16 protein-coding genes and 1 pseudogene are annotated in these 17,288 nt (G+C 68.8%); 6 read left to right on the plus strand and 11 right to left on the minus strand.

Features of this window, described 5'->3' with window-relative positions; genetic code table 11:
• Positions 1 to 32 precede the first annotated feature (32 nt).
• From IB258_RS06110 to IB258_RS06140, 7 genes are all read right to left on the minus strand, one after another.
• Complete coding sequence (locus IB258_RS06110; RefSeq protein ID WP_054452499.1) at positions 33 to 404, minus strand: Rieske 2Fe-2S domain-containing protein; 372 nt, start codon at positions 402 to 404, stop codon at positions 33 to 35.
• Positions 379 to 1,251: an intradiol ring-cleavage dioxygenase gene (locus tag IB258_RS06115; protein ID WP_175164162.1), complete on the minus strand. Its 873-nt coding sequence runs from the start codon at positions 1,249 to 1,251 to the stop codon at positions 379 to 381. The genes IB258_RS06110 and IB258_RS06115 overlap by 26 nt, the downstream gene beginning before the upstream one ends.
• A gap of 9 nt (positions 1,252 to 1,260) precedes the next feature.
• Complete coding sequence (locus IB258_RS06120) at positions 1,261 to 2,721, minus strand: aldehyde dehydrogenase family protein (protein WP_119449282.1); 1,461 nt, start codon at positions 2,719 to 2,721, stop codon at positions 1,261 to 1,263.
• Between the two features lie 35 nt (positions 2,722 to 2,756).
• Entirely contained in the window at positions 2,757 to 3,776 is a 1,020-nt protein-coding gene (locus tag IB258_RS06125) for a hydroxyquinol 1,2-dioxygenase (RefSeq protein WP_192328613.1), read from the minus strand.
• A 34-nt stretch (positions 3,777 to 3,810) separates the two neighbouring features.
• Positions 3,811 to 4,305 carry a hydroxyquinol 1,2-dioxygenase gene (locus IB258_RS06130; RefSeq protein WP_192328611.1) on the minus strand — a complete coding sequence of 165 codons (495 nt, stop codon included), beginning with the start codon at positions 4,303 to 4,305 and terminating at the stop codon, positions 3,811 to 3,813.
• Between the two features lie 71 nt (positions 4,306 to 4,376).
• Positions 4,377 to 5,345 carry a tripartite tricarboxylate transporter substrate binding protein gene (locus IB258_RS06135; protein WP_192352301.1) on the minus strand — a complete coding sequence of 323 codons (969 nt, stop codon included), beginning with the start codon at positions 5,343 to 5,345 and terminating at the stop codon, positions 4,377 to 4,379.
• Positions 5,346 to 5,395: 50 nt separating this feature from the next.
• Complete coding sequence (locus IB258_RS06140) at positions 5,396 to 6,973, minus strand: alkaline phosphatase family protein (RefSeq protein WP_175213728.1); 1,578 nt, start codon at positions 6,971 to 6,973, stop codon at positions 5,396 to 5,398.
• Between the two features lie 140 nt (positions 6,974 to 7,113).
• On the opposite strand from IB258_RS06140, the gene IB258_RS06145 reads away from it, so the two are divergent.
• Positions 7,114 to 7,932 (plus strand): IclR family transcriptional regulator C-terminal domain-containing protein, encoded by an 819-nt coding sequence (locus IB258_RS06145; RefSeq protein ID WP_156337347.1) that lies wholly within the window; start codon positions 7,114 to 7,116, stop codon positions 7,930 to 7,932.
• A 6-nt stretch (positions 7,933 to 7,938) separates the two neighbouring features.
• On the opposite strand, the gene IB258_RS06150 is transcribed toward IB258_RS06145, so the two are convergent.
• A complete protein-coding gene (locus IB258_RS06150; protein WP_054453648.1) occupies positions 7,939 to 8,586 on the minus strand; it encodes a TetR/AcrR family transcriptional regulator in 648 nt (215 codons plus the stop codon).
• A 147-nt stretch (positions 8,587 to 8,733) separates the two neighbouring features.
• Here IB258_RS06150 and IB258_RS06155 point away from each other — a divergent pair, with 147 nt between their 5' ends.
• From IB258_RS06155 to IB258_RS06165, 3 genes are read left to right on the plus strand one after another with little or no spacing between them, the layout of a single operon-like run.
• Positions 8,734 to 9,945, plus strand: coding sequence for a Tm-1-like ATP-binding domain-containing protein (locus tag IB258_RS06155; protein WP_119449286.1), 1,212 nt, complete (start codon positions 8,734 to 8,736; stop codon positions 9,943 to 9,945).
• Positions 9,946 to 9,956: 11 nt separating this feature from the next.
• Entirely contained in the window at positions 9,957 to 10,787 is an 831-nt protein-coding gene (locus tag IB258_RS06160; RefSeq protein WP_175164168.1) for a phosphoenolpyruvate hydrolase family protein, read from the plus strand.
• A gap of 56 nt (positions 10,788 to 10,843) precedes the next feature.
• Positions 10,844 to 11,287, plus strand: a complete 444-nt coding sequence (locus tag IB258_RS06165; RefSeq protein WP_054452474.1) for an SRPBCC family protein — start codon at positions 10,844 to 10,846, stop codon at positions 11,285 to 11,287.
• An 18-nt stretch (positions 11,288 to 11,305) separates the two neighbouring features.
• Here the strand turns inward: IB258_RS06165 and IB258_RS06170 are convergent, their stop codons facing one another.
• Positions 11,306 to 12,271, minus strand: coding sequence for a LysR family transcriptional regulator (locus IB258_RS06170; RefSeq protein ID WP_192352302.1), 966 nt, complete (start codon positions 12,269 to 12,271; stop codon positions 11,306 to 11,308).
• A 126-nt stretch (positions 12,272 to 12,397) separates the two neighbouring features.
• Here IB258_RS06170 and IB258_RS06175 point away from each other — a divergent pair, with 126 nt between their 5' ends.
• Positions 12,398 to 13,882, plus strand: a complete 1,485-nt coding sequence (locus IB258_RS06175; RefSeq protein WP_175164169.1) for an amidohydrolase family protein — start codon at positions 12,398 to 12,400, stop codon at positions 13,880 to 13,882.
• A 32-nt stretch (positions 13,883 to 13,914) separates the two neighbouring features.
• Positions 13,915 to 14,874: pseudogene (locus IB258_RS06180) on the plus strand (tripartite tricarboxylate transporter substrate binding protein BugE).
• Positions 14,875 to 14,881: 7 nt separating this feature from the next.
• Here the strand turns inward: IB258_RS06180 and IB258_RS06185 are convergent.
• Entirely contained in the window at positions 14,882 to 16,252 is a 1,371-nt protein-coding gene (locus IB258_RS06185; protein ID WP_192352303.1) for a sulfite reductase subunit alpha, read from the minus strand.
• A 4-nt stretch (positions 16,253 to 16,256) separates the two neighbouring features.
• Positions 16,257 to 17,282 (minus strand): FAD:protein FMN transferase, encoded by a 1,026-nt coding sequence (locus IB258_RS06190; protein WP_175181448.1) that lies wholly within the window; start codon positions 17,280 to 17,282, stop codon positions 16,257 to 16,259.
• Between the last annotated feature and the right edge of the window lie 6 nt (positions 17,283 to 17,288).

The following is a 17,288-nucleotide window of genomic DNA, read 5'->3' on the forward strand; positions in this document are numbered from 1 at the left end:
GTGTAACAACTGTTGTCGGCGGCGTCAACCTTTCAATCGATTTTCAGATTCGAATCGGCCGCGTAGACGCGTCCCGCGTCCACGCGCAGCGGTTGCGGGTCGAGCGCCGCGCCCTGGCAGGGGCCTTCGATGCACAACCCGTCCTCGAAGCGGAACAGGGCCGAATGATGCGCGCACATCAATACCTGGGCTTCGTAGGTCAGGACCGCGCCGTCGGCCGCGTTGAGCGTCACCGAGAAGTGGGGGCAGCGGTTGACGTAGCCCCAGACCGTCTGGCCCCGCCGCAGCAGGACCACCGGCTGCGCGCCCATCTCCGCCGTCAGCGAGCCGCCATCCGGAATGTCTTCGACCCGGCACAGCGCCGCCCCGGCGGCGTGCTCAAGCGCGGGGCAGCACGAAGTCATAACGTCCCTCGTGGAAGTCCGACCCGAAGCCGTAGCGCTTGCCCAGCGCGGAATCCGCAGCTTGCGGGCGGTATTGCAGCACCAGCGAGGGCTTCACGCCGAACACCGCGTCCGACGCGAGATACGGATCGCCGGCGTTGAACAGATGGGTTACCAGCCGCTGGTGCCCAGGCGCATCGATCATGAAGTGCAGATGCGCCGGCCGGAAGATGTGCCGGCCGGTCGCCGCCATCATGCGGCCGACGGGACCGTCGCCCGGGATCGGATAGGACACCGGCAGGATGGTGCGGATCGCGAAACTGCCGTCTTCGCCGCTGCGGTAGCGGCCGCGCAGATTGCCCTGCGGCTGGTCCAGGTCCTGGCCCGAATACATGCCGTTGGCGGCCGTCTGCCACACGTCGAGCACGGCGCCGGCCAGCGGCCGGCCTTCGGTGTCGCGCACATGACCATGCACCAGCGCGGGCTCGCCTGGCGTCTGCGCCATGTCCTCGCCCGCCGCGCGCTCGGGCATGCCGGCCATGTAGAAGGGGCCGAACACCGTGCTCTCGGTGGCCTGGCCCGGCTTGCGGTGGTTGATGGCGTCCACCAGCATCGATACGCCCAGCGTGTCGGACAGCAGGATGAATTCCTGCCGCACCGCGCCGTCACAGATCTGGCCGGTCTCGGTCAGGAACCGGATCGCGGCCATCCATTCGGCCTCGGTGGGCTCGACGTCGGCAACGAAGGCGTGCAGATGCCGCACCAGGGACTGCATCAGCTGACGCAGCCTGGGATCCGGCGTCTGGGCGAAGGCGGCGGCGACCGTGTCGGTCAGGGCGGTTTCGGCGTTCGGCATGGCAGGGTTCATGGCGGCTCCTCAGCGCTTGAAATGCGGCGGCACGGCGGCGTCCACATTGACCCACACGGACCTTGCCTCAGTGTAGTCATGCATGGCCTCGAAGCCCATTTCGCGTCCGTAGCCGGACTGGCCCACGCCGCCGAACGGACTGCCGGGATTGACCCGCTTGTAGCAGTTGATCCAGCACATGCCGGCGTGGATGGCGCCTGCCATTTTGTGGGCGCGGGCCAGGTCGCGCGTCCACAGGCCGCTGCCCAGGCCGTAATCGGTGGCGTTGGCGATGGCCAGCGCTTCCTCGTCGCTGCCAAAGCGCAGCACGGTGACGAAAGGGCCGAAGACTTCTTCCTGCGCGACGCGGTCCTGGGGCCGGGCTTCGACGATGGTGGGCGCGACGTAGTAGCCGCGGGCCAGTTCGCCGCCGGGCGCCTGGCCGCCGGCCAGCAGGCGCGCGCCCTGTTCGGCGGCAATGCCCACGTAGGACAGGACCTTGTCGCGATGCTGCGCCGAGGTCAGCGGACCCATTTCGGTATCGGGCGAACGCGGGTCGCCCAGGCGGATGGAATTCGCCAGCGCCGTGAAGCGCTCCAGAAAGGCATCGGCGATCTTGTCGTGCAGCATCAGGCGCGAACCTGCGATGCAGGCCTGGCCCTGGTTGTGGAAGATGGCCCAGGCCGCGCCGTTGATGGCAGCGTCGAGGTTGGCGTCGTCGAACACGATATTGGCGCCCTTGCCGCCGAGTTCCAGCTGTACCCGCTTGAGGTTGCCCTGGGACGCCTGCACGATGCGGCGGCCGGTGGCAGTCGACCCCGTGAAGGCGATCTTGCCCACGCCGGGATGCTCGGCCAGGCGTTGGCCTGCGGTGTGGCCGTAGCCGGGGACCATGTTGACCACGCCTTCGGGAAAGCCCGCCTGGGCCATCAGTTCGGCGATACGCAGGGTCGACAGGGGGGTGAGTTCGGAAGGCTTTAGCACCACCGTGTTGCCGGCCGCCAGCGCCGGCCCCAGCTTCCAGCTGGTGAACATCAGCGGGAAGTTCCACGGCACGATCTGGCCGACCACGCCGATGGGCGCGCGCTGCACGTAGTTGAGGAAGCCCGCTTCCACCGGAATGACGCTGCCTTGCAGTTTGTCGGCCATGCCGCCGAAGTAACGGAAGCAGCCGGCGGTGCGCGGCACGTCCAGGCCGCGCGTGTCGCGTATCGGATGGCCGGTGTCCAGCGTTTCCAGCTGCGCCAGTTCTTCCGCGTTGGCTTCGATCAGGTCGGCCAGCTTGAGCAGCAGGCGCCCGCGTTCGGCCGCCGCCATGCGCGACCAGGCGGGAAAGGCGCGTTGCGCGGCCGCGACCGCGCGGTCCACGTCTTCGGCTTCGGCCGCGGCGATGGCAGTGATGAGGGTTCCGTCGTGCGGGTTGAGCACGTCTATCGTGCCGCCGGCGGCTGCGTCCACGAAACGGCCGTCGATAAAGAGTTTGTTCTGCATGGCTCTGGATACGTGATGGGTGGAAGGAGGCGGGTTCAGAACTCGACGGGGTAGGGCGCGAGTTCGCCGCTTTCGTAGCGCTGGGGCAGATCGGGGGTGGCGTTCTCCCAGACCAGCAGCATCGAGCGCTTGGTCGAATAACCCTGATGGCGGATGTCGGCGGGCATGGCGCAGATGTCTCCTGCGCGCATGGTGACGCGGGCGCGCGGCGCGCCGGTGTCCTTGTCGCCGATGTCCCAGACGATTTCGTCGGACAGTTGCAGGAACCATTCGACGCGGTCATTGCCATGGAACACCGGCAGGATGAACTCCTCGGTGGTGGGGCAGAACAGGCTGGCGCCGCAGACGGAGGTGACAGAAGGGTTCCAGGTCACGTCCGAGCGCGACAGGTACTTGAACAGGCTGAACGCGTGCAGCGCGCCCTCGTAGCCCGGTTCGGCCTGGATCTGCGGCTCATCCTGGGTCACGTCGGCGAAGGCGCGGTTGACCGGCAGGTCGTCGCGCAGCGGCGAGTCTTCCGGCAGGCCGGGCATGCGGCGCGTGGCGATGCGCGAACGCTCGATGGCGGCGATGTTGTCGCCGTGCTTGCGGCCGAAGGCGGAGCCGGTTTCCTCGGGCGCGGCGAACGGATCGAAGCCTTCGTTGGTCCAGTCGTGCAGCATGGCCTTGAAGGTGGCCATGATGAGCGGCGTGTCGAAGGTTTCCGTGTAGTCCACGCCCGCGGCCTTCATGACGCCGTTGAACGAGCCGGCGTAGACGTCCACCTTGCCGTAGTGGTTGCGCGTGCCGAACACGTGGTCGAAGTTGACCCAGCCGTAGAAGAAGCCCCAGGCCACGTCGCGCATCAGCGCGCGCAGGAAAGCGTCGGCCGCGATGGCGTGGGTGCGCGTCTGGCCCTTGGAAGGCCAGTGCACCTTGACGAAGTATTCGTCACGGGTGAAGGTGAACGCGCCGAGATCGAAGCGCTTGTAGCCGGTGACGGCGTCGGCGGGCCTAGCCACGACTTTGCCGGCGGCGAAGGAAGAGGCGGGAGCGGGGGTGTCCAGCATGGCCATATCGGTACTCCAGAAAAGGAAAAAGGGGGGCGGCTTACTGCAGGCAGATGTCCGCCCACTTCTCGACGGACAATTCGCCGGCGCGGGTCTGGATCAGCAGCACGCCCGGATACGGTGCGGTGAAGCGGTAGGCGCAGCCGGCGGGCAATAGGCATTGGTGTCCGCGGCCCAGCAGCACGCGGCCCATGGGCTTGCCGGCGGGGGCCGTCCCCGCCAGCGCCGTGCCGTCAGCGGCGGGGGGCGGCTGGTCCAGCGCCAGGAACTCGACCTGGGCCTGGCCGTCCATCAGGATCGCGAACTCGTCGTGGCTGCAGGCGTACCAAGGCGATACGCCTTCGGCGCGCAGCGTTTCGATGACGTATTCCAGGTTCTTGCCGACGACGACCTTTTCGTAGGGCGCCGAGTTCGCGGCCACCTCGAAAATGTTGGAAAAGACGTAATGGCGCGGCGAGCCTTGCGTGATCTCGATCGAGCCCTTGCGGTAATCCTTGAGCGAGCCGAAGACGGTGGTCGGTGTTGCGGTGTTCATGGTGCCTCCTGTGTCGGGTACTGCTGCCCGCGCGGCGGAAAGGGCGCGGACGGGGGAAAGGGGCGGGCGTCTCAGTCCACCTTGAGATTGATCTTGCGGATGACGCCGGTCCATTTGGCGGCGTCCTCGCGCAAGCGCAGCGCAGTGGCGTCGGGCGATTCGGGCTGCGGATCGAGGTCGTTGCCTTGCAGCTTCTGCTTCACCTCCGGAAGCGCCAGGGCGCGCGCCACCTCCGTATTCATGCGTTGCACGATGGCGGCCGGCGTGCCTTTGGGCGCGAACAGCATTTCGCGGAAGGTGGCGTCGTAGCCGGCCACGCCGGCCTGCTGCATGGTCGGCACGTCCGGCGCCTGGCCCGAGCGCGCGCTGCCCGACACCGCCAGCCCGTAGAGCTTGCCGGCCGCAACGTAGGGCGCGACCACCGGCGAGGCCAGATAACCGCAGGGCACCTGGCCGGCCAGCACGTCCTGCGTGGCGGGCGACGGCCCCTTGTAGGGGACGTGCAGGATGTCCAGGCCGGCGCCCGACAGATAGAGCTCCATCGCCAGATGGCCAGGCACGCCCTGGCCGCCGGAGGCATAGCTGAGGGCGCCAGGCGTCTTCTTGGCTTGCGCGTCCAGCTGCGCCAGCGTGCGCAGGCCCGAGGCGGCCGAGCACACCAGCATCTGGTTGAAGTTCGCCAGCGCGACCACCGGCGTCAGGTCGTCGGCCTTGAAATTCAGCTTGCGGTAGATGGCGGGGTTGATGGTGACGACGGTGTCGGGCGCTTCGAGGAAGGTGTAGCCGTCGGCGGGCGCACGGACCACCGCTTCGGCGCCGATGTTGCCGCCCGCGCCGGGGCGGTTCTCGACGATGACCGGCTGCTTGAGCGACTGCCCCACGGCGTCGGCCACGATGCGCGCGGCGGTGTCGCCCGGCGATCCCGCGGGAAAGGCGACCACGATGCGGATGGCGCGCGTGGGCCACTCCTCCTGCGCCTGGACGTGCGACGCCGTGCTGGCGGCCATACAGGCTGCCAGCGCAAGTAATTGCGATTTCATGCTGTCTCCTGAGTTTATTTTTTCAGGCGCCCTGGTCCGGGCGCGCTGCGCTACCACCTGCCGATATGGATGCCGACCGAGTCCTCCTTGCGTGTCCATCCCGTCATGGCGGCGTGGCTGACGGTGGGGTGGATCCTGCGGTTGCGCAGCCAGTCGAACAGCATGGCCTGGTAGCGTTCCCGCACGGACGCGTGCGCGGGATCCGCGCCCAGGTCGTCGTACTCGTCCGGGTCGGCGCGCAAATCGAACAGCTGCGGACGCAGGCCTTCGAAATGGACGTACTTCCAATCGTGGTCGCGCACCATGATGGTGTGGCAGCCGTCGGCGGGACGGCCCAGCGGTTCGCGCACGAAGTCGCGGAACGCGTAGTTGTTTTCCGAGAACACGGCGCGGCGCCAGTCGGAGGGTTCCTCGCCGCGCAGCAGCGGCAGCAGGGAACGGCCTTCGAGGATGTGGTCGGGGATCTCGGCGCCCAGCGCGTCCAGGATGGTGGGCACCAGGTCGATCGCTTCCACCAGCCGCGATTCCACCGCGCCGCGGCGCGCGCCGTCGCCGGGCAGGCGCACGATCAGCGGCACCTTGGCCACGCAATCGTGAAACAGTTCCTTCTCGCCCAGGTAGTGGTCGCCCAGGTAGTCGCCATGGTCGCTGCAGAAGATGACCATGGTGTCCTGGTCGCGGCCGCTGCGCCGCAGGTAGTCGAACAGCACGCCCAATTGGTCGTCGACCTGCTTGATGAGGCCCATGTAGGTGGGTATCACGGTCTCGCGCACCTGGTCGCAGGAAAAGTTCCTGCTGACCTCGGCCTGGCGAAAGCCCTGCAGCACGGGATGCGCGTTTTCGAGTTCGCGCGCCGCGCGTTTGGCGGGTTGCATGTCGTCGGCCGAGTACATGGCGTGGTACGGCGCGGGTGCGACATAGGGCCAGTGCGGCTTGATGTAGGACAGATGCAGCACCCAGGGCTGCTCGCCGCTTTGCTCCATGAATTCGATCGCGCGCCGCGTCATGTAGGGCGTTTCGGAGTCGGCTTGCGCGACGCGCGCCGGCAGGCCGGCATAGCGCATGTTCCAGCCGGACAGGATCTCGCCGTTGGCGCCCAGCGCCGAGTTGGCGTGGTCGTGCCAGGGATTGGCGCCGTCGTAGCCTTGCTTGCGCAGGTATTGCGTGTAGTGGTGCGATTCGTCGCTGAAGCCCGGCGGCCAGATGCCGTCGTCGCGGTCGTAGGGCTCGAAGCCGCCTTGCGCGGCCAGCAGGCCGCTGGCGCTTGCCGGATCTATGCCCAGGCGCCGCATGCCGGACCTGTCGGCCTCCACGTGGGTCTTGCCCGCCACCGCCACGCGCACGCCCAGGGGGCGCAGGTAGTCGCCCAGCGTCATTTCGCTGACAGGCATGGGGACGAAGTTCCACACCGCACCGTGGCTGGTGACATAGCGGCCGGTGTAATAGGACATGCGCGACGGCCCGCAGACCGGGCCCTGCACGAAGGCATTGTCGAAACGCATGCCTTCGGCGGCCAGACGATCGATATTGGGGGTGCGCAGGCGCGGGTGCCCATAGCAGGACAGGTAGTCCCAGCGCAGTTGGTCGCACATGATCCAGAGCACATTGCGTACAGCCTGTCCGCTCATTCCCGCCTCTCTTCCCGTTCCGCCAGCCACCGCGGCTTGCGTTAGACGCCACGATATTTCGCGGGGGGTGGGCGGCTCAAGCAGGTTTTGCTAGAGTTTCACTGAGTGAAATTTCCGGTTGTGCTGAAAGAGGGGGCGCAATGAGCCGTTGGACGCCGAAGGTAAAGACCATAGACGCGCTGGAGCGCGGCCTGATCGTGCTGGACGAGGTGCGCGCCACGCAGGGCGCAAGCCTGCAGGAGCTGCATGTGCGCACCGGCTACGCCAAGGCCACGCTGCTGCGCATCCTGGCGACGCTGCAACTGCGCGGACTGATCTGGCGGCGGATCGCGGACGACTATTTTTGCCCCGCCAGCTCGCTCAACGAGCCCAGCCGGCGCGCGCGCGTGCTGGATCTGCTGGGCCAGTGCGCGGCGCCGGAGCTGGACCGGCTGCAGGCGCAGGTGCTGTGGCCGTCGGACCTGACGGTGCGCCGCGGCACCGCCATGATCGTGCGCGAAACCAACCGCAGCCAGTCGTACTTCACCATCCGCCGCGACAACATCGGCTTCCAGATCAACATGCTGCGCTCCGCGGTGGGGCGCGCGTATCTGGCGTTCTGCGCCGACAAAGAGCGCGATTCGATCCTGGCCGCGCTGCGCCGCAGCCGCCGCGAGGGCGACGCGCTGGCCCACGATTGCGCCGCCGTGGAGAAAATGCTGGAGCAGACACGCCGCCAAGGCTACGGCCTGCGCGAGCAGCGCTTTGGCGGCGACTACGACAAGACCCGCAAGGACCAGAACGATAGGCTGGAGGCCATCGCCCTGCCTATCCTGGCCGCGCCGGGGCGGCTCTACGGCTGCGTCAACATCGTGTGGATCCAGGGCGTGCGCACGGCCGAGCAGATGGTGGAGCAGTGCCTGGAGCCGCTGTGCCGCACGGCGCGGGCCATCTCCGCCGGGATGAACCGGCGCGATTGAAGCCGTTCAGGCCTTGGCGGCCTTCGCCTCTGCGCGCGCCTGCGCGATGATGGCGCGGGCGGTCCAGCGCGCCACGTCCGTGAGTTCGGCCAGCTCCAGTTTCCAGATGTCCTTCAACACCAGGAACACCTCCGTCCCATAGACCAGCGACAAGGCCTGGGCCACGCGGTCCAGCTGGGCCGGGGTCAGCTCGGGCGCCAGCGGCGCGATGGCGCGCCTGAGTATGTCGACGCGATGGCCGCGCACCAGCCGGGGTTCGGTTGCGGCGCGTCCGGCGCTGGCTTCGGCGTGCTGCTGCAGCGACACCATGATGGCGGCGCGCAGCGGCGCTTCGTGCGCTGCCAGCCGGGGGTAGGCGAAGCGCAGCAGTTCGTCGATGCGGTCGGCGGCGTCGGGCGCGGCAGAGTCCCAGGCCAGGATGGGCCCGAGGCTCTCGTCCACCACGGCTGCGATCAGCGCGCTCTGGCTGGGAAAGTAGCGATAGGCGGTGGCGCGCGATACCTGCGCGTGTTCGGCCAGTTCGGCCACCGACGGCGTGATGCCCTGGGCCATCAGCCGCTGCGCCGCATCCAGCAGGATCTTGCGCATGCGCGCGCGCGGCCCGTGCGGCGGTTCGCCGCTGGCGGCGGCTTGCGGACTGGCCGGCGCGATCAGGCGCGCCGTGCCGGCCGCGGAGGGGGCGGGAGTTTGACGTGAGACAGGTGTCTCAGTATGATTCTTTCGTCTCATTTCTAGATTCTACAGGCCTCGCGGCCTCACATATCGAGGCGCGCACCGAGTGTAGCCGCCCGCGGAGGAGTCATGACGCATACGAATCGGCGGATCTACGTGGCCGCCACCTATGACACCAAGGGCCAAGAGGCTGAGTACGTGATGGACCTGCTGCGCCGGGACGGACTGGATCCGGTGTCGGTGGACGTGTCCACTTCCGGCGCCGCCAGCGCGGCACAGGTGCAGGCCAGCGAGGTGGCCGCCAGCCATCCGGGCGGCGCCGGCGCGGTCTTCACCGGCGACCGTGGCACGGCCATCGCGGCCATGGCGCTGGCGTTCGAACGCTACGCGGCCGGCAACGCCGGGATAGGCGCGCTGCTGGGCCTGGGCGGCTCGGGCGGCACCGCGCTGATCACGCCCGCCATGCGCGCGCTGCCGATCGGCACGCCCAAGCTGATGGTGTCGACGATGGCCTCGGGCAATGTCGCGCCCTATGTCGGGCCCTCGGACATTGCCATGATGTATTCCGTGACCGACGTCGCGGGCCTGAACCGCATTTCCCGCCGGGTGCTGGCCAATGCCGCCGGCGCGATCGGCGGCGCCTTCAAACAGGCGGCGAGCGCTACGGCCGATGACGGCCGGCCCGCCGTGGGCATCACCATGTTCGGCGTCACCACCGCCTGCGTGCAGCAGGTGACGCCGCTGCTGGAGTCCCGCTACGACTGCCTGGTGTTCCATGCCACCGGCACGGGCGGGCAGTCGATGGAAAAGCTGCTGGACAGCCATCTGCTGGGCGGCGTGCTGGACCTGACCACCACCGAAGTCTGCGACTTCCTGTTTGGCGGCGTGCTGGCCTGCACCGAGGACCGCTTCGGCGCAGTGGCCCGCACCGGGCTGCCCTACGTGGGCTCCTGCGGCGCGCTGGACATGGTGAATTTCGGCGCCATGGACACCGTTCCGGAACGCTACCGCGGCCGCAAGTTCTATCCGCACAATCCGCAGGTGACGCTGATGCGCACCACCGTGGAAGAAAACACCCGCCAGGGCGAATGGATCGCCGCAAGGCTGAATCAATGCCAGGGTCCGGTGCGCTTCCTGATCCCGGAGGGCGGCGTCTCTGCGCTGGACGCGCCGGGACAGGCGTTCTGGGATCCGGAAGCCGACGCCGCGCTGTACGCGGCGCTGGAGGCGAATCTGGTGCAGACCGCCGACCGCCGCCTGGTGCGCGTGCCGTGCCATATCAACGACCCGCTCTTCGCCCAGACCGCGGTCGACCAATTTCTTGAAATCGCTACACACTGAGGACCGCCGCCATGCCGCGCTTTGACCGCAACGAACTCCTGGACAAGTATCGCGCCATGGTGCGCTCGCGCACGCCCATCGTCGGCGGCGGCGCGGGCACCGGCCTGTCCGCCAAGTGCGAGGAAGCGGGCGGCATCGACCTGATCGTGATCTATAACTCGGGCCGCTACCGCATGGCGGGGCGCGGGTCGCTGGCGGGGCTTCTGGCTTATGGCAACGCCAACGAGATCGTGGTGGACATGGGGCGCGAAGTCCTGCCGGTGGTGAAGAAGACGCCGGTGCTGGCCGGCGTCAATGGCACCGATCCGTTCTGCGATTTCGACGTGTTCCTGGACGACCTCAAGCGCCAGGGCTTTGCCGGCGTGCAGAACTTTCCCACCGTGGGCCTCATCGACGGCACCTTCCGCGCCAACCTGGAAGAGACCGGCATGGGCTACGCGCTGGAAGTGGACATGATCCGCCTGGCCCACAAGAAGGGCATGCTGACCACGCCCTACGTGTTCAACGAGGACGACGCCGTCGCCATGACGAAGGCCGGCGCCGACATCATCGTGGCCCATATGGGCCTGACGACCGGCGGCTCGATTGGCGCCGAGACCGCGCAGACGCTGGACGGTTGCGTGGCGGCCATCGACCGCATCGCCGCTGCCGCGCTGGCGGTGCGCCCGGATATCATCGTGCTGTGCCACGGCGGTCCCATCGCCACGCCCGAAGACGCGGCCTACGTGCTGCGCGCGTGCAAGCATTGCCATGGCTTCTATGGCGCCAGCTCGATGGAGCGGCTGCCCACTGAACAGGCACTGACCGCGGCAACGCGCGAATTCAAGAGCCTGACGTTCTGATTCCGTCGCTTCCGACGTTTTCTCCATCCCTGGGCCGCGCGCCCGCAGGAGTCCGCATGCCGCATACCGTACACGTCAGCGCCATCATCCACGCGCCGCTTCAGAAAGTCTGGGCCAGTTTCCGCGACTTCAACGGCCTGGCCGCCTGGCATCCCGGCATCGCCGAAAGCCGCCTGGAAGAGGGCGGCCGCCATGACGCCGTAGGCAGCGTGCGGCACCTGTCGCTCAAGCCTTCCGGTTTCGTCCGCGAGCAGTTGCTGATGCTGGACGATCCGGGCACGGCGCTGCGCTACTCCATCATCGAGACCGACCTGCCCATGCGCGACTACATCGCCGGCGTGTCCCTGCATGCCGTCACCGAGGGCGGCCACACGCTGGTGGAGTGGTGGGCGGATTTCCGCGTCGAGGGCGCGGAGCTGAGCGACGTGGCCAACGCCGTGGGCCGCAACGTGTTCGCGGCGGGGCTGGCGGCGCTGGATGAGAAGCTGCGCGGAGCCTGATCGCGCCGAGCCTGTCTTTCAGGCTTTCAAAGCCTTGGCTGGCATGCGCTTGCAGCCGGCCGGCAGCGGCGCGCTGCGCAGGTAGTCGTGGATGGCGCGAATCAGCGCCTGCGCGGCGGGGCTCAAGGGGTATTCCTTGTGCCGGATGATGCAGACCGTGCGCACGACCGTGGGTCGCGCCAGCAGTGCGTAGGCCAGTCCCGGCTCCATTACCCGCTGCGCGGCCAGCGCAGGCAGTAGCGCCACGCCCAGGCCGGCCTGGACCAGCGCCGCCTGCGAGGTGGTGCTGGACGCTTCGTAGAATGGCGCGCCGGCTTCTATCGGCAGGTCGGCGCGGGCGCGCAACAGCGCCATGATGCCGGTCTCGTCCACCACCCCCACCAGTTTGCGGCCGGCCAGGTCCGACCAGCGCATCGTGCCGTCGCGCACGGGGCGCAGGCTGGCGTCGTCTTCCCGGTACAACACGCCGAAACGATCTTCCAGCAGGGCGTCGAACTGCAGGCCGGGCGCGTCGGCCCAGCGGCTGGTCAGGCCGAAGTCGACCTCGCGCGCGGCGACCTTGCGCTGGATGCGGCCGGAGTTGTCGTCGCTGAGATACAGGCGCACCGCCGGGTAGCGGGCGGAAAACGCCGTGGCGGCGGGCGCGATGATCTGCGTGATGGCAGACGGCGCTGCCGCCACCCCGACCCGACCGCGCTCCAGCGCGCCATAGCGCTGCACGTCGTCTATCACCCCATCGAAATCCGCCAGCAGCCGCATGACGCGCGGCAGGAATTCCTCGCCGGCCGCCGTCAGCAGCACGCGCCGGCTGGTGCGCGCGAACAGTTGCGTGGCGAGCGCGTCTTCCAGCTGCCGCACCAGGCTGGTCACCGACGACTGCGTCTGGAAGAGGCGCTTGGCCGCGTGCGTGAAGCTGGATTCCTGGGCCACCGCGACGAAGGCGGTCAGGTGCTTCAGGGTGACGTGCTTGGGCAGACGATTCATTTCAAATAGCGATAGATGGATCAATAAAAACAATTTTCCCAGATTGATCCGGCCGACGATACTAGACCCTTTCGGCGTCCGCTGGCCTGGCGTATCCGCCGGCGACACCCTCAAGGCGGGAGCACCATGCGGCAGGAACCTCTGGATCTGATCATTGAAGGCGGCTGGGTCATCGACGGCCTGGGCGGCCCACGTCGGCGCGCCGACGTGGGCGTGGCGGGCGAGCGCATCGCCGCCATCGGCGACCTGTCGGGCAGGACTGCCACGCGCCGGGTGGACGCGCGCGGCAAGATCGTGGCCCCCGGCTTCATCGATGTGCATGGCCACGACGACCTGATGTTCGTGGAGCGGCCCGGCCTGGAATGGAAGACCACCCAGGGCATCACCTCGGTGGTGGTGGGCAATTGCGGAGTGAGCGGCGCCCCGGCGCCCTTGCCGGGCAATACGGCCGCGGCGCTGGCCCTGCTGGGGGAGACGCCGCTGTTCGCCGACATGCAGGCCTATTTCGGCGAGTTGCGCGCGCAGCAGCCCATGATCAATGTGGCGGCCCTGGTGGGGCACGCCAACCTGCGACTGGCCGCCATGCGCGACCCCGCGGCGCAGCCTACGGCCGAAGAACAGGACAGCATGCAGCGCATGCTGGACGAAGCCCTGGCCGCGGGCGCGGTGGGCTTCAGCACGGGCCTGGCCTACCAGCCTGGCGGCGCGGCGCGTCCCGCTGAACTGGAGGGGCTTGCGCGGGTGGCGGCGGCGCGCGGCGCCATGCATACCAGCCATATCCGCAACGAAGGCGACGAGGTCGAGGCGGCCGTCGACGAGGTGCTCTCGGTTGGTCGTAACACGGGTTGCGCCACCGTGCTGTCGCACCACAAATGCATGATGCCGCAGAACTGGGGCAAGAGCCGCGCCACGCTGGCCAACATCGACCGCGCGCGTGGCGAGGGCGTCGAGGTGGCGCTGGACATCTACCCGTACCCCGGCAGCTCCACCATCCTGATTCCAGAGCGCGCCGAGACCATCGAGGACATACGCATCACCTGGTCCACGCCCCATCCCGAATGCGGCGGCCAGTTTCTCAGCGACATTGCGGCGCGCTGGGGCTGCGACAAGACCACCGCGGCGCAGCGGCTGTGTCCCGCGGGCGCGATCTACTTCGCCATGGACGAGGCCGAGGTCCAGCGCATCTTCCAGCACGAATGCTGCATGGTGGGCTCGGACGGCCTGCCCAACGACGCGCATCCGCATCCCCGGCTGTGGGGCAGCTTTACGCGCGTGCTGGGCCGCTACGTGCGCGAGGCCGAGCTGATGACGCTGGAGACCGCGGTCGCCAAGATGACTTCCCTGCCGGCCCGCGTGTTCGGCCTGGCCGGGCGCGGCCAGCTGAGCGAGGGCGCCTGGGCCGACATCGTCGTGTTCGACGCCGACACGGTCGAGGACCGCGCCACCTGGGAGGCGCCGACGCTGGCTTCCGCGGGCGTGGAGCACGTGCTGGTCAACGGCCAGCAGGTCTTCCCGGCCGAAGCCGGCATGGCCCGCCCCGGGATGGCCCGCCCCGGCAAGATCCTGCGCCGTGAAGCAATGGCGCAAGCCGCCGCCGGCGCGGCCACATAAGAATTCCAACCATCCGTACAGGAGACATACCCATGATGCGCAAGACTTGCGTAGCCCTGGCGCTGGCCGCCATGCTGCCCGCCGCCCACGCGGCTTTTCCCGACCATCCCATCACGCTGATCGTGCCGTTCCCTGCGGGCGGCCCGACCGATATCGTGGGCCGGCTTGCGGCCGCCAAGGCGGGCGAGATCCTGGGCCAGCAGATCGTCGTGGAGAACCGCACGGGCGCGTCCGGCACCATAGGCATGACCGCCACCGCTCGGGCCAAGCCGGACGGCTACACCGTGGGCCTGGCCACCGTCAGCACGCACGGCACCGCGCCGCACCTGTTCCCCAAGCTGGCTTACGATCCGGTGAAGGATTTCACGCCCGTCAGCAACCTGGTCACCAGCCCCAACATCCTCAGCGTGAATCCGCAGTTCCCAGCCAAGACGCTGGCCGAGTTCGTCGAGCACGTGCGCGCCAATCCCAACAAGGACGGCTATGCCAATGCCGGCGCGGGCGGCGTGAACGACCTGGGCATGATCTGGTTCCTGCAGATCATCGGCGGCAAGATGAACAGCATTTCCTAGCGCGGTTCGGCGCCCGCGCTGACCGATACGGTGGGCGGCGTGGTGCCGGTGATCTTCGACAATTTCCCGTCGTCGCTGCCCTATCTGAAGAGCAATCACCTGCGCGCCCTGGCCATCACCGGCGCCCAGCGCAACCCGCGTCTGCCGGACGTGCCGACGTTCGCGGAGCAGGGTTACAAGGATTACGACGTGACGGCCTGGTACGGCGTGGTGGGACCTGCCGGCATGCCTGACGACGTGCGCGACAAGCTGGCCGACGCCTTCGCCCGCGCCGTGCGCGATCCGGCGACCGCGGCCAAGATGGAAGAGACGGGCGCGTTCCCGCTGGGCAATACTCCGGCCGAGTTCGGCCAGCAGATCCGCGCCGAGCGCGACCGCTGGAAGACCGTGATCGAGAAGGCCGATATCAAGCTGCAGTAAACACAGCTCAGTACACGTCGCGGCGGTAGCGGCCGTCGCGCTGCATGGCCTGCAGGCGCGCGGCGCCCAGTATGTCCTGCAGGGCGGCGTCCACGCCGCCGGCCATGCCTTGCAGGCTGCCGCAGACGTAGATCGCGGCGCCGGCATCGGCCCAGGCGCGCACGGCCTGGGCCTCATCGCGCAGATGGTGCTGCACGTAGCGGCGGTCGGCCTGATCGCGCGAGAACACCGCGTCCACGCGTTCCAGCGTGCCGTCGGCGCGCCAGGCGTCGATCTCTTCCCGGCAGAACCAGTCATGCGCCGCATTGCGTTCGCCGAACACCAGCCAGTTGCGACGGCGGCCCGCGGCGCGGCGCGCCTTGATCAGCGCGCGCAGGCCGGCCAGGCCGGTGCCGTTGCCCACCAGCAGCAGCGGACGGTCGTCGGCAGGGGCGTGGAAATTGCGGTTGACGCGCACGCGCAGGTCGATCGCGTCGCCGGGCTGGGCGATGTGGGTGAGCCAGCCGCTGCCCAGGCCCAGCGCGCCATCGGCGCCGCGCATCTGGCGCACCAGCAACTGGATCGAACCGTCTTCCGGCAGCGATGCGATCGAGTATTCGCGATGCGCGAGCAAGGGGCCGCCGGCTTCGCGCCGCGGGCCGATCTCGGCGATGTCGCCGGCCTGCCAGCCGCGCACGCCATCGGCTGGCGGCGTCAGCGTCAGCAGGTAGCAGGGGCCGCCCTGGCTATGTGGATTGAGCTGCTCGCGCGCGGCCAGGCGCCAGGATTCGTACACCGGCGCCTGCCAGTCGGGCAGGTCGCTGCGTCCGGCCAGCAGGCCCAGGTGGTGTTGCCAATGGCGCAGGGCGGCGGGGTCGCCGTTGTCGACTTCCACCAGGTCGAACAGCGGCGTCGCGCCCTGCGCGTGCAGCCAGTCGTCCAGGCGATGGCCGAAGCCGCAGAACTGGGCGTATTCGCTGTCGCCCAGTGCCAGCACCGCGTAATGCGCGCCGGCCAGCGCCGGGACCGTCTGCTGCATCTGTTCGGCGAAGGCCGCGGCGGCGTCGGGCGGATCGCCTTCGCCATAGGTGCTGACCACGAACAGCATGCGGCGATACGCCGCAAGACGCTTGGCATCCAGCTGTTCCAGCGAGGCCACGCGCACGGCGAGGCCGCCCGCGCGCAGGGATTCGGCGGTCTGCGCCGCCAGCGATTCGGCATAGCCGGTCTGCGTGGCATAGGCGATCAGCAAGGTGTCTTCAGGGACGGGCGCCTGCAGGGCTTGCAAGGCCTGCTCCTGCTGCGCCTGATGGCGCTTGGCGCGGCGGCGGGCCCAGACGCACAGAAGCAGCCAGGCGCCCACCACGCATGCTGCCGCGATCAACCGGGTTGCTGGCATGTCGTCAGGCTATGGCGGCAAGCGCCTGGAATGCGGGCGTGGCGACGACGCGCCAGGCGTCGCGCTCGCGCAGGATGAACAAGGCCGCCAGATCGTGGCGGCGCGCATAGGCCAGGCCCTCGTCTTCGCCCAGCACGGTCAGGGCGGTGGCGAGCGCGTCGGCCTGCATGCATCCGGAATGCAGCACGGTGACCGAGGCCAGATTGTTGCGCACCGGCAGTCCGGTGCGCGGATCGATGGTGTGGGCGTAGCGCTCGTCGCCGTTGCCCGCGTGGCGGCGGTAATCGCCCGAGGTGGCGATGCTGCGGTCGGATAGCGGCAGGGCCAGCGCATGGTCGTCGCTCGCGTCCGGCACTTCGATCGCGACGCGCCAGGGCTGGCCGTCGGGCCGTTTGCCGCGCGCGCGCAATTCGCCGCCCACTTCGACCAGGTATTGGGTGATGCCCAGGGCATCGAGCGCCATCGCGGCGCGGTCCACGCCGTAACCCTTGGCGATGGAGGAAAGATCCAGATAGGCGCCGCCCGGCTGCAGCGCGGCGTGGCGTTCGGTGTCGAGCCGCACGCGGCGCCAGCCGCAGCGCGCGCGCGCCGCCTCGATGGCGGCAGGCGCGGGCGGCTCGAAGGCGCGCTGGTGCGGTCCGAATCCCCAGGCGTTCACCAGCGGTCCTACCGTGGGGTCATACGCGCCGCCGGAGTCCCCGGCCAGCGCCAGCGCGTGGCTCAGCACATGGAAGAATTCCGCGGGCAATTCCTGCCAGCCGGCCGCGGCCTGGTTGTAGCGCGTGATGTCGGAATCCGCTTCCCAGGTGCTCATCTGGGCGACCACTTCGTCCAGTGCCGCCTGGATGGCATGGCGCGCCGCGGCTTCCGTGCGTCCGGCCGGCAGCGCCATGCGCGCCGACCAGGTGGTGCCCATGGTGGCGCCGGCCAACGCCGCGGGCGCCGCCGGCATTGCCGGCATGGCGCCATAGGCGACGCGCACGGCCGCGGCCGGCGCGCCGCGCTGGGCGTACGAAGGAGAGTTGGCCATGCGCCT

It is taken from the genome of Achromobacter sp. ACM02 (genome assembly GCF_014851605.1).
GTDB classification, from domain to species: Bacteria; Pseudomonadota; Gammaproteobacteria; order Burkholderiales; family Burkholderiaceae_B; genus Achromobacter; species Achromobacter aegrifaciens.

Excerpts from the sequence above, each read along its gene's own strand:
- IB258_RS06110 (WP_054452499.1), bottom strand. The coding sequence starts at position 404 with ATGACTTCGTGCTGCCCCGCGCTTGAGCACGCCGCCGGGGCGGCGCTG.
- IB258_RS06115 (WP_175164162.1), bottom strand. The coding sequence starts at position 1,251 with ATGAACCCTGCCATGCCGAACGCCGAAACCGCCCTGACCGACACGGTC.
- IB258_RS06120 (WP_119449282.1), bottom strand. The coding sequence starts at position 2,721 with ATGCAGAACAAACTCTTTATCGACGGCCGTTTCGTGGACGCAGCCGCC.
- IB258_RS06125 (WP_192328613.1), bottom strand. The coding sequence starts at position 3,776 with ATGGCCATGCTGGACACCCCCGCTCCCGCCTCTTCCTTCGCCGCCGGC.
- IB258_RS06130 (WP_192328611.1), bottom strand. The coding sequence starts at position 4,305 with ATGAACACCGCAACACCGACCACCGTCTTCGGCTCGCTCAAGGATTAC.
- IB258_RS06135 (WP_192352301.1), bottom strand. The coding sequence starts at position 5,345 with ATGAAATCGCAATTACTTGCGCTGGCAGCCTGTATGGCCGCCAGCACG.
- IB258_RS06140 (WP_175213728.1), bottom strand. The coding sequence starts at position 6,973 with ATGAGCGGACAGGCTGTACGCAATGTGCTCTGGATCATGTGCGACCAA.
- IB258_RS06145 (WP_156337347.1), top strand. The coding sequence starts at position 7,114 with ATGAGCCGTTGGACGCCGAAGGTAAAGACCATAGACGCGCTGGAGCGC.
- IB258_RS06155 (WP_119449286.1), top strand. The coding sequence starts at position 8,734 with ATGACGCATACGAATCGGCGGATCTACGTGGCCGCCACCTATGACACC.
- IB258_RS06160 (WP_175164168.1), top strand. The coding sequence starts at position 9,957 with ATGCCGCGCTTTGACCGCAACGAACTCCTGGACAAGTATCGCGCCATG.
- IB258_RS06165 (WP_054452474.1), top strand. The coding sequence starts at position 10,844 with ATGCCGCATACCGTACACGTCAGCGCCATCATCCACGCGCCGCTTCAG.
- IB258_RS06170 (WP_192352302.1), bottom strand. The coding sequence starts at position 12,271 with ATGAATCGTCTGCCCAAGCACGTCACCCTGAAGCACCTGACCGCCTTC.
- IB258_RS06175 (WP_175164169.1), top strand. The coding sequence starts at position 12,398 with ATGCGGCAGGAACCTCTGGATCTGATCATTGAAGGCGGCTGGGTCATC.
- IB258_RS06185 (WP_192352303.1), bottom strand. The coding sequence starts at position 16,252 with ATGCCAGCAACCCGGTTGATCGCGGCAGCATGCGTGGTGGGCGCCTGG.
- IB258_RS06190 (WP_175181448.1), bottom strand. The coding sequence starts at position 17,282 with ATGGCCAACTCTCCTTCGTACGCCCAGCGCGGCGCGCCGGCCGCGGCC.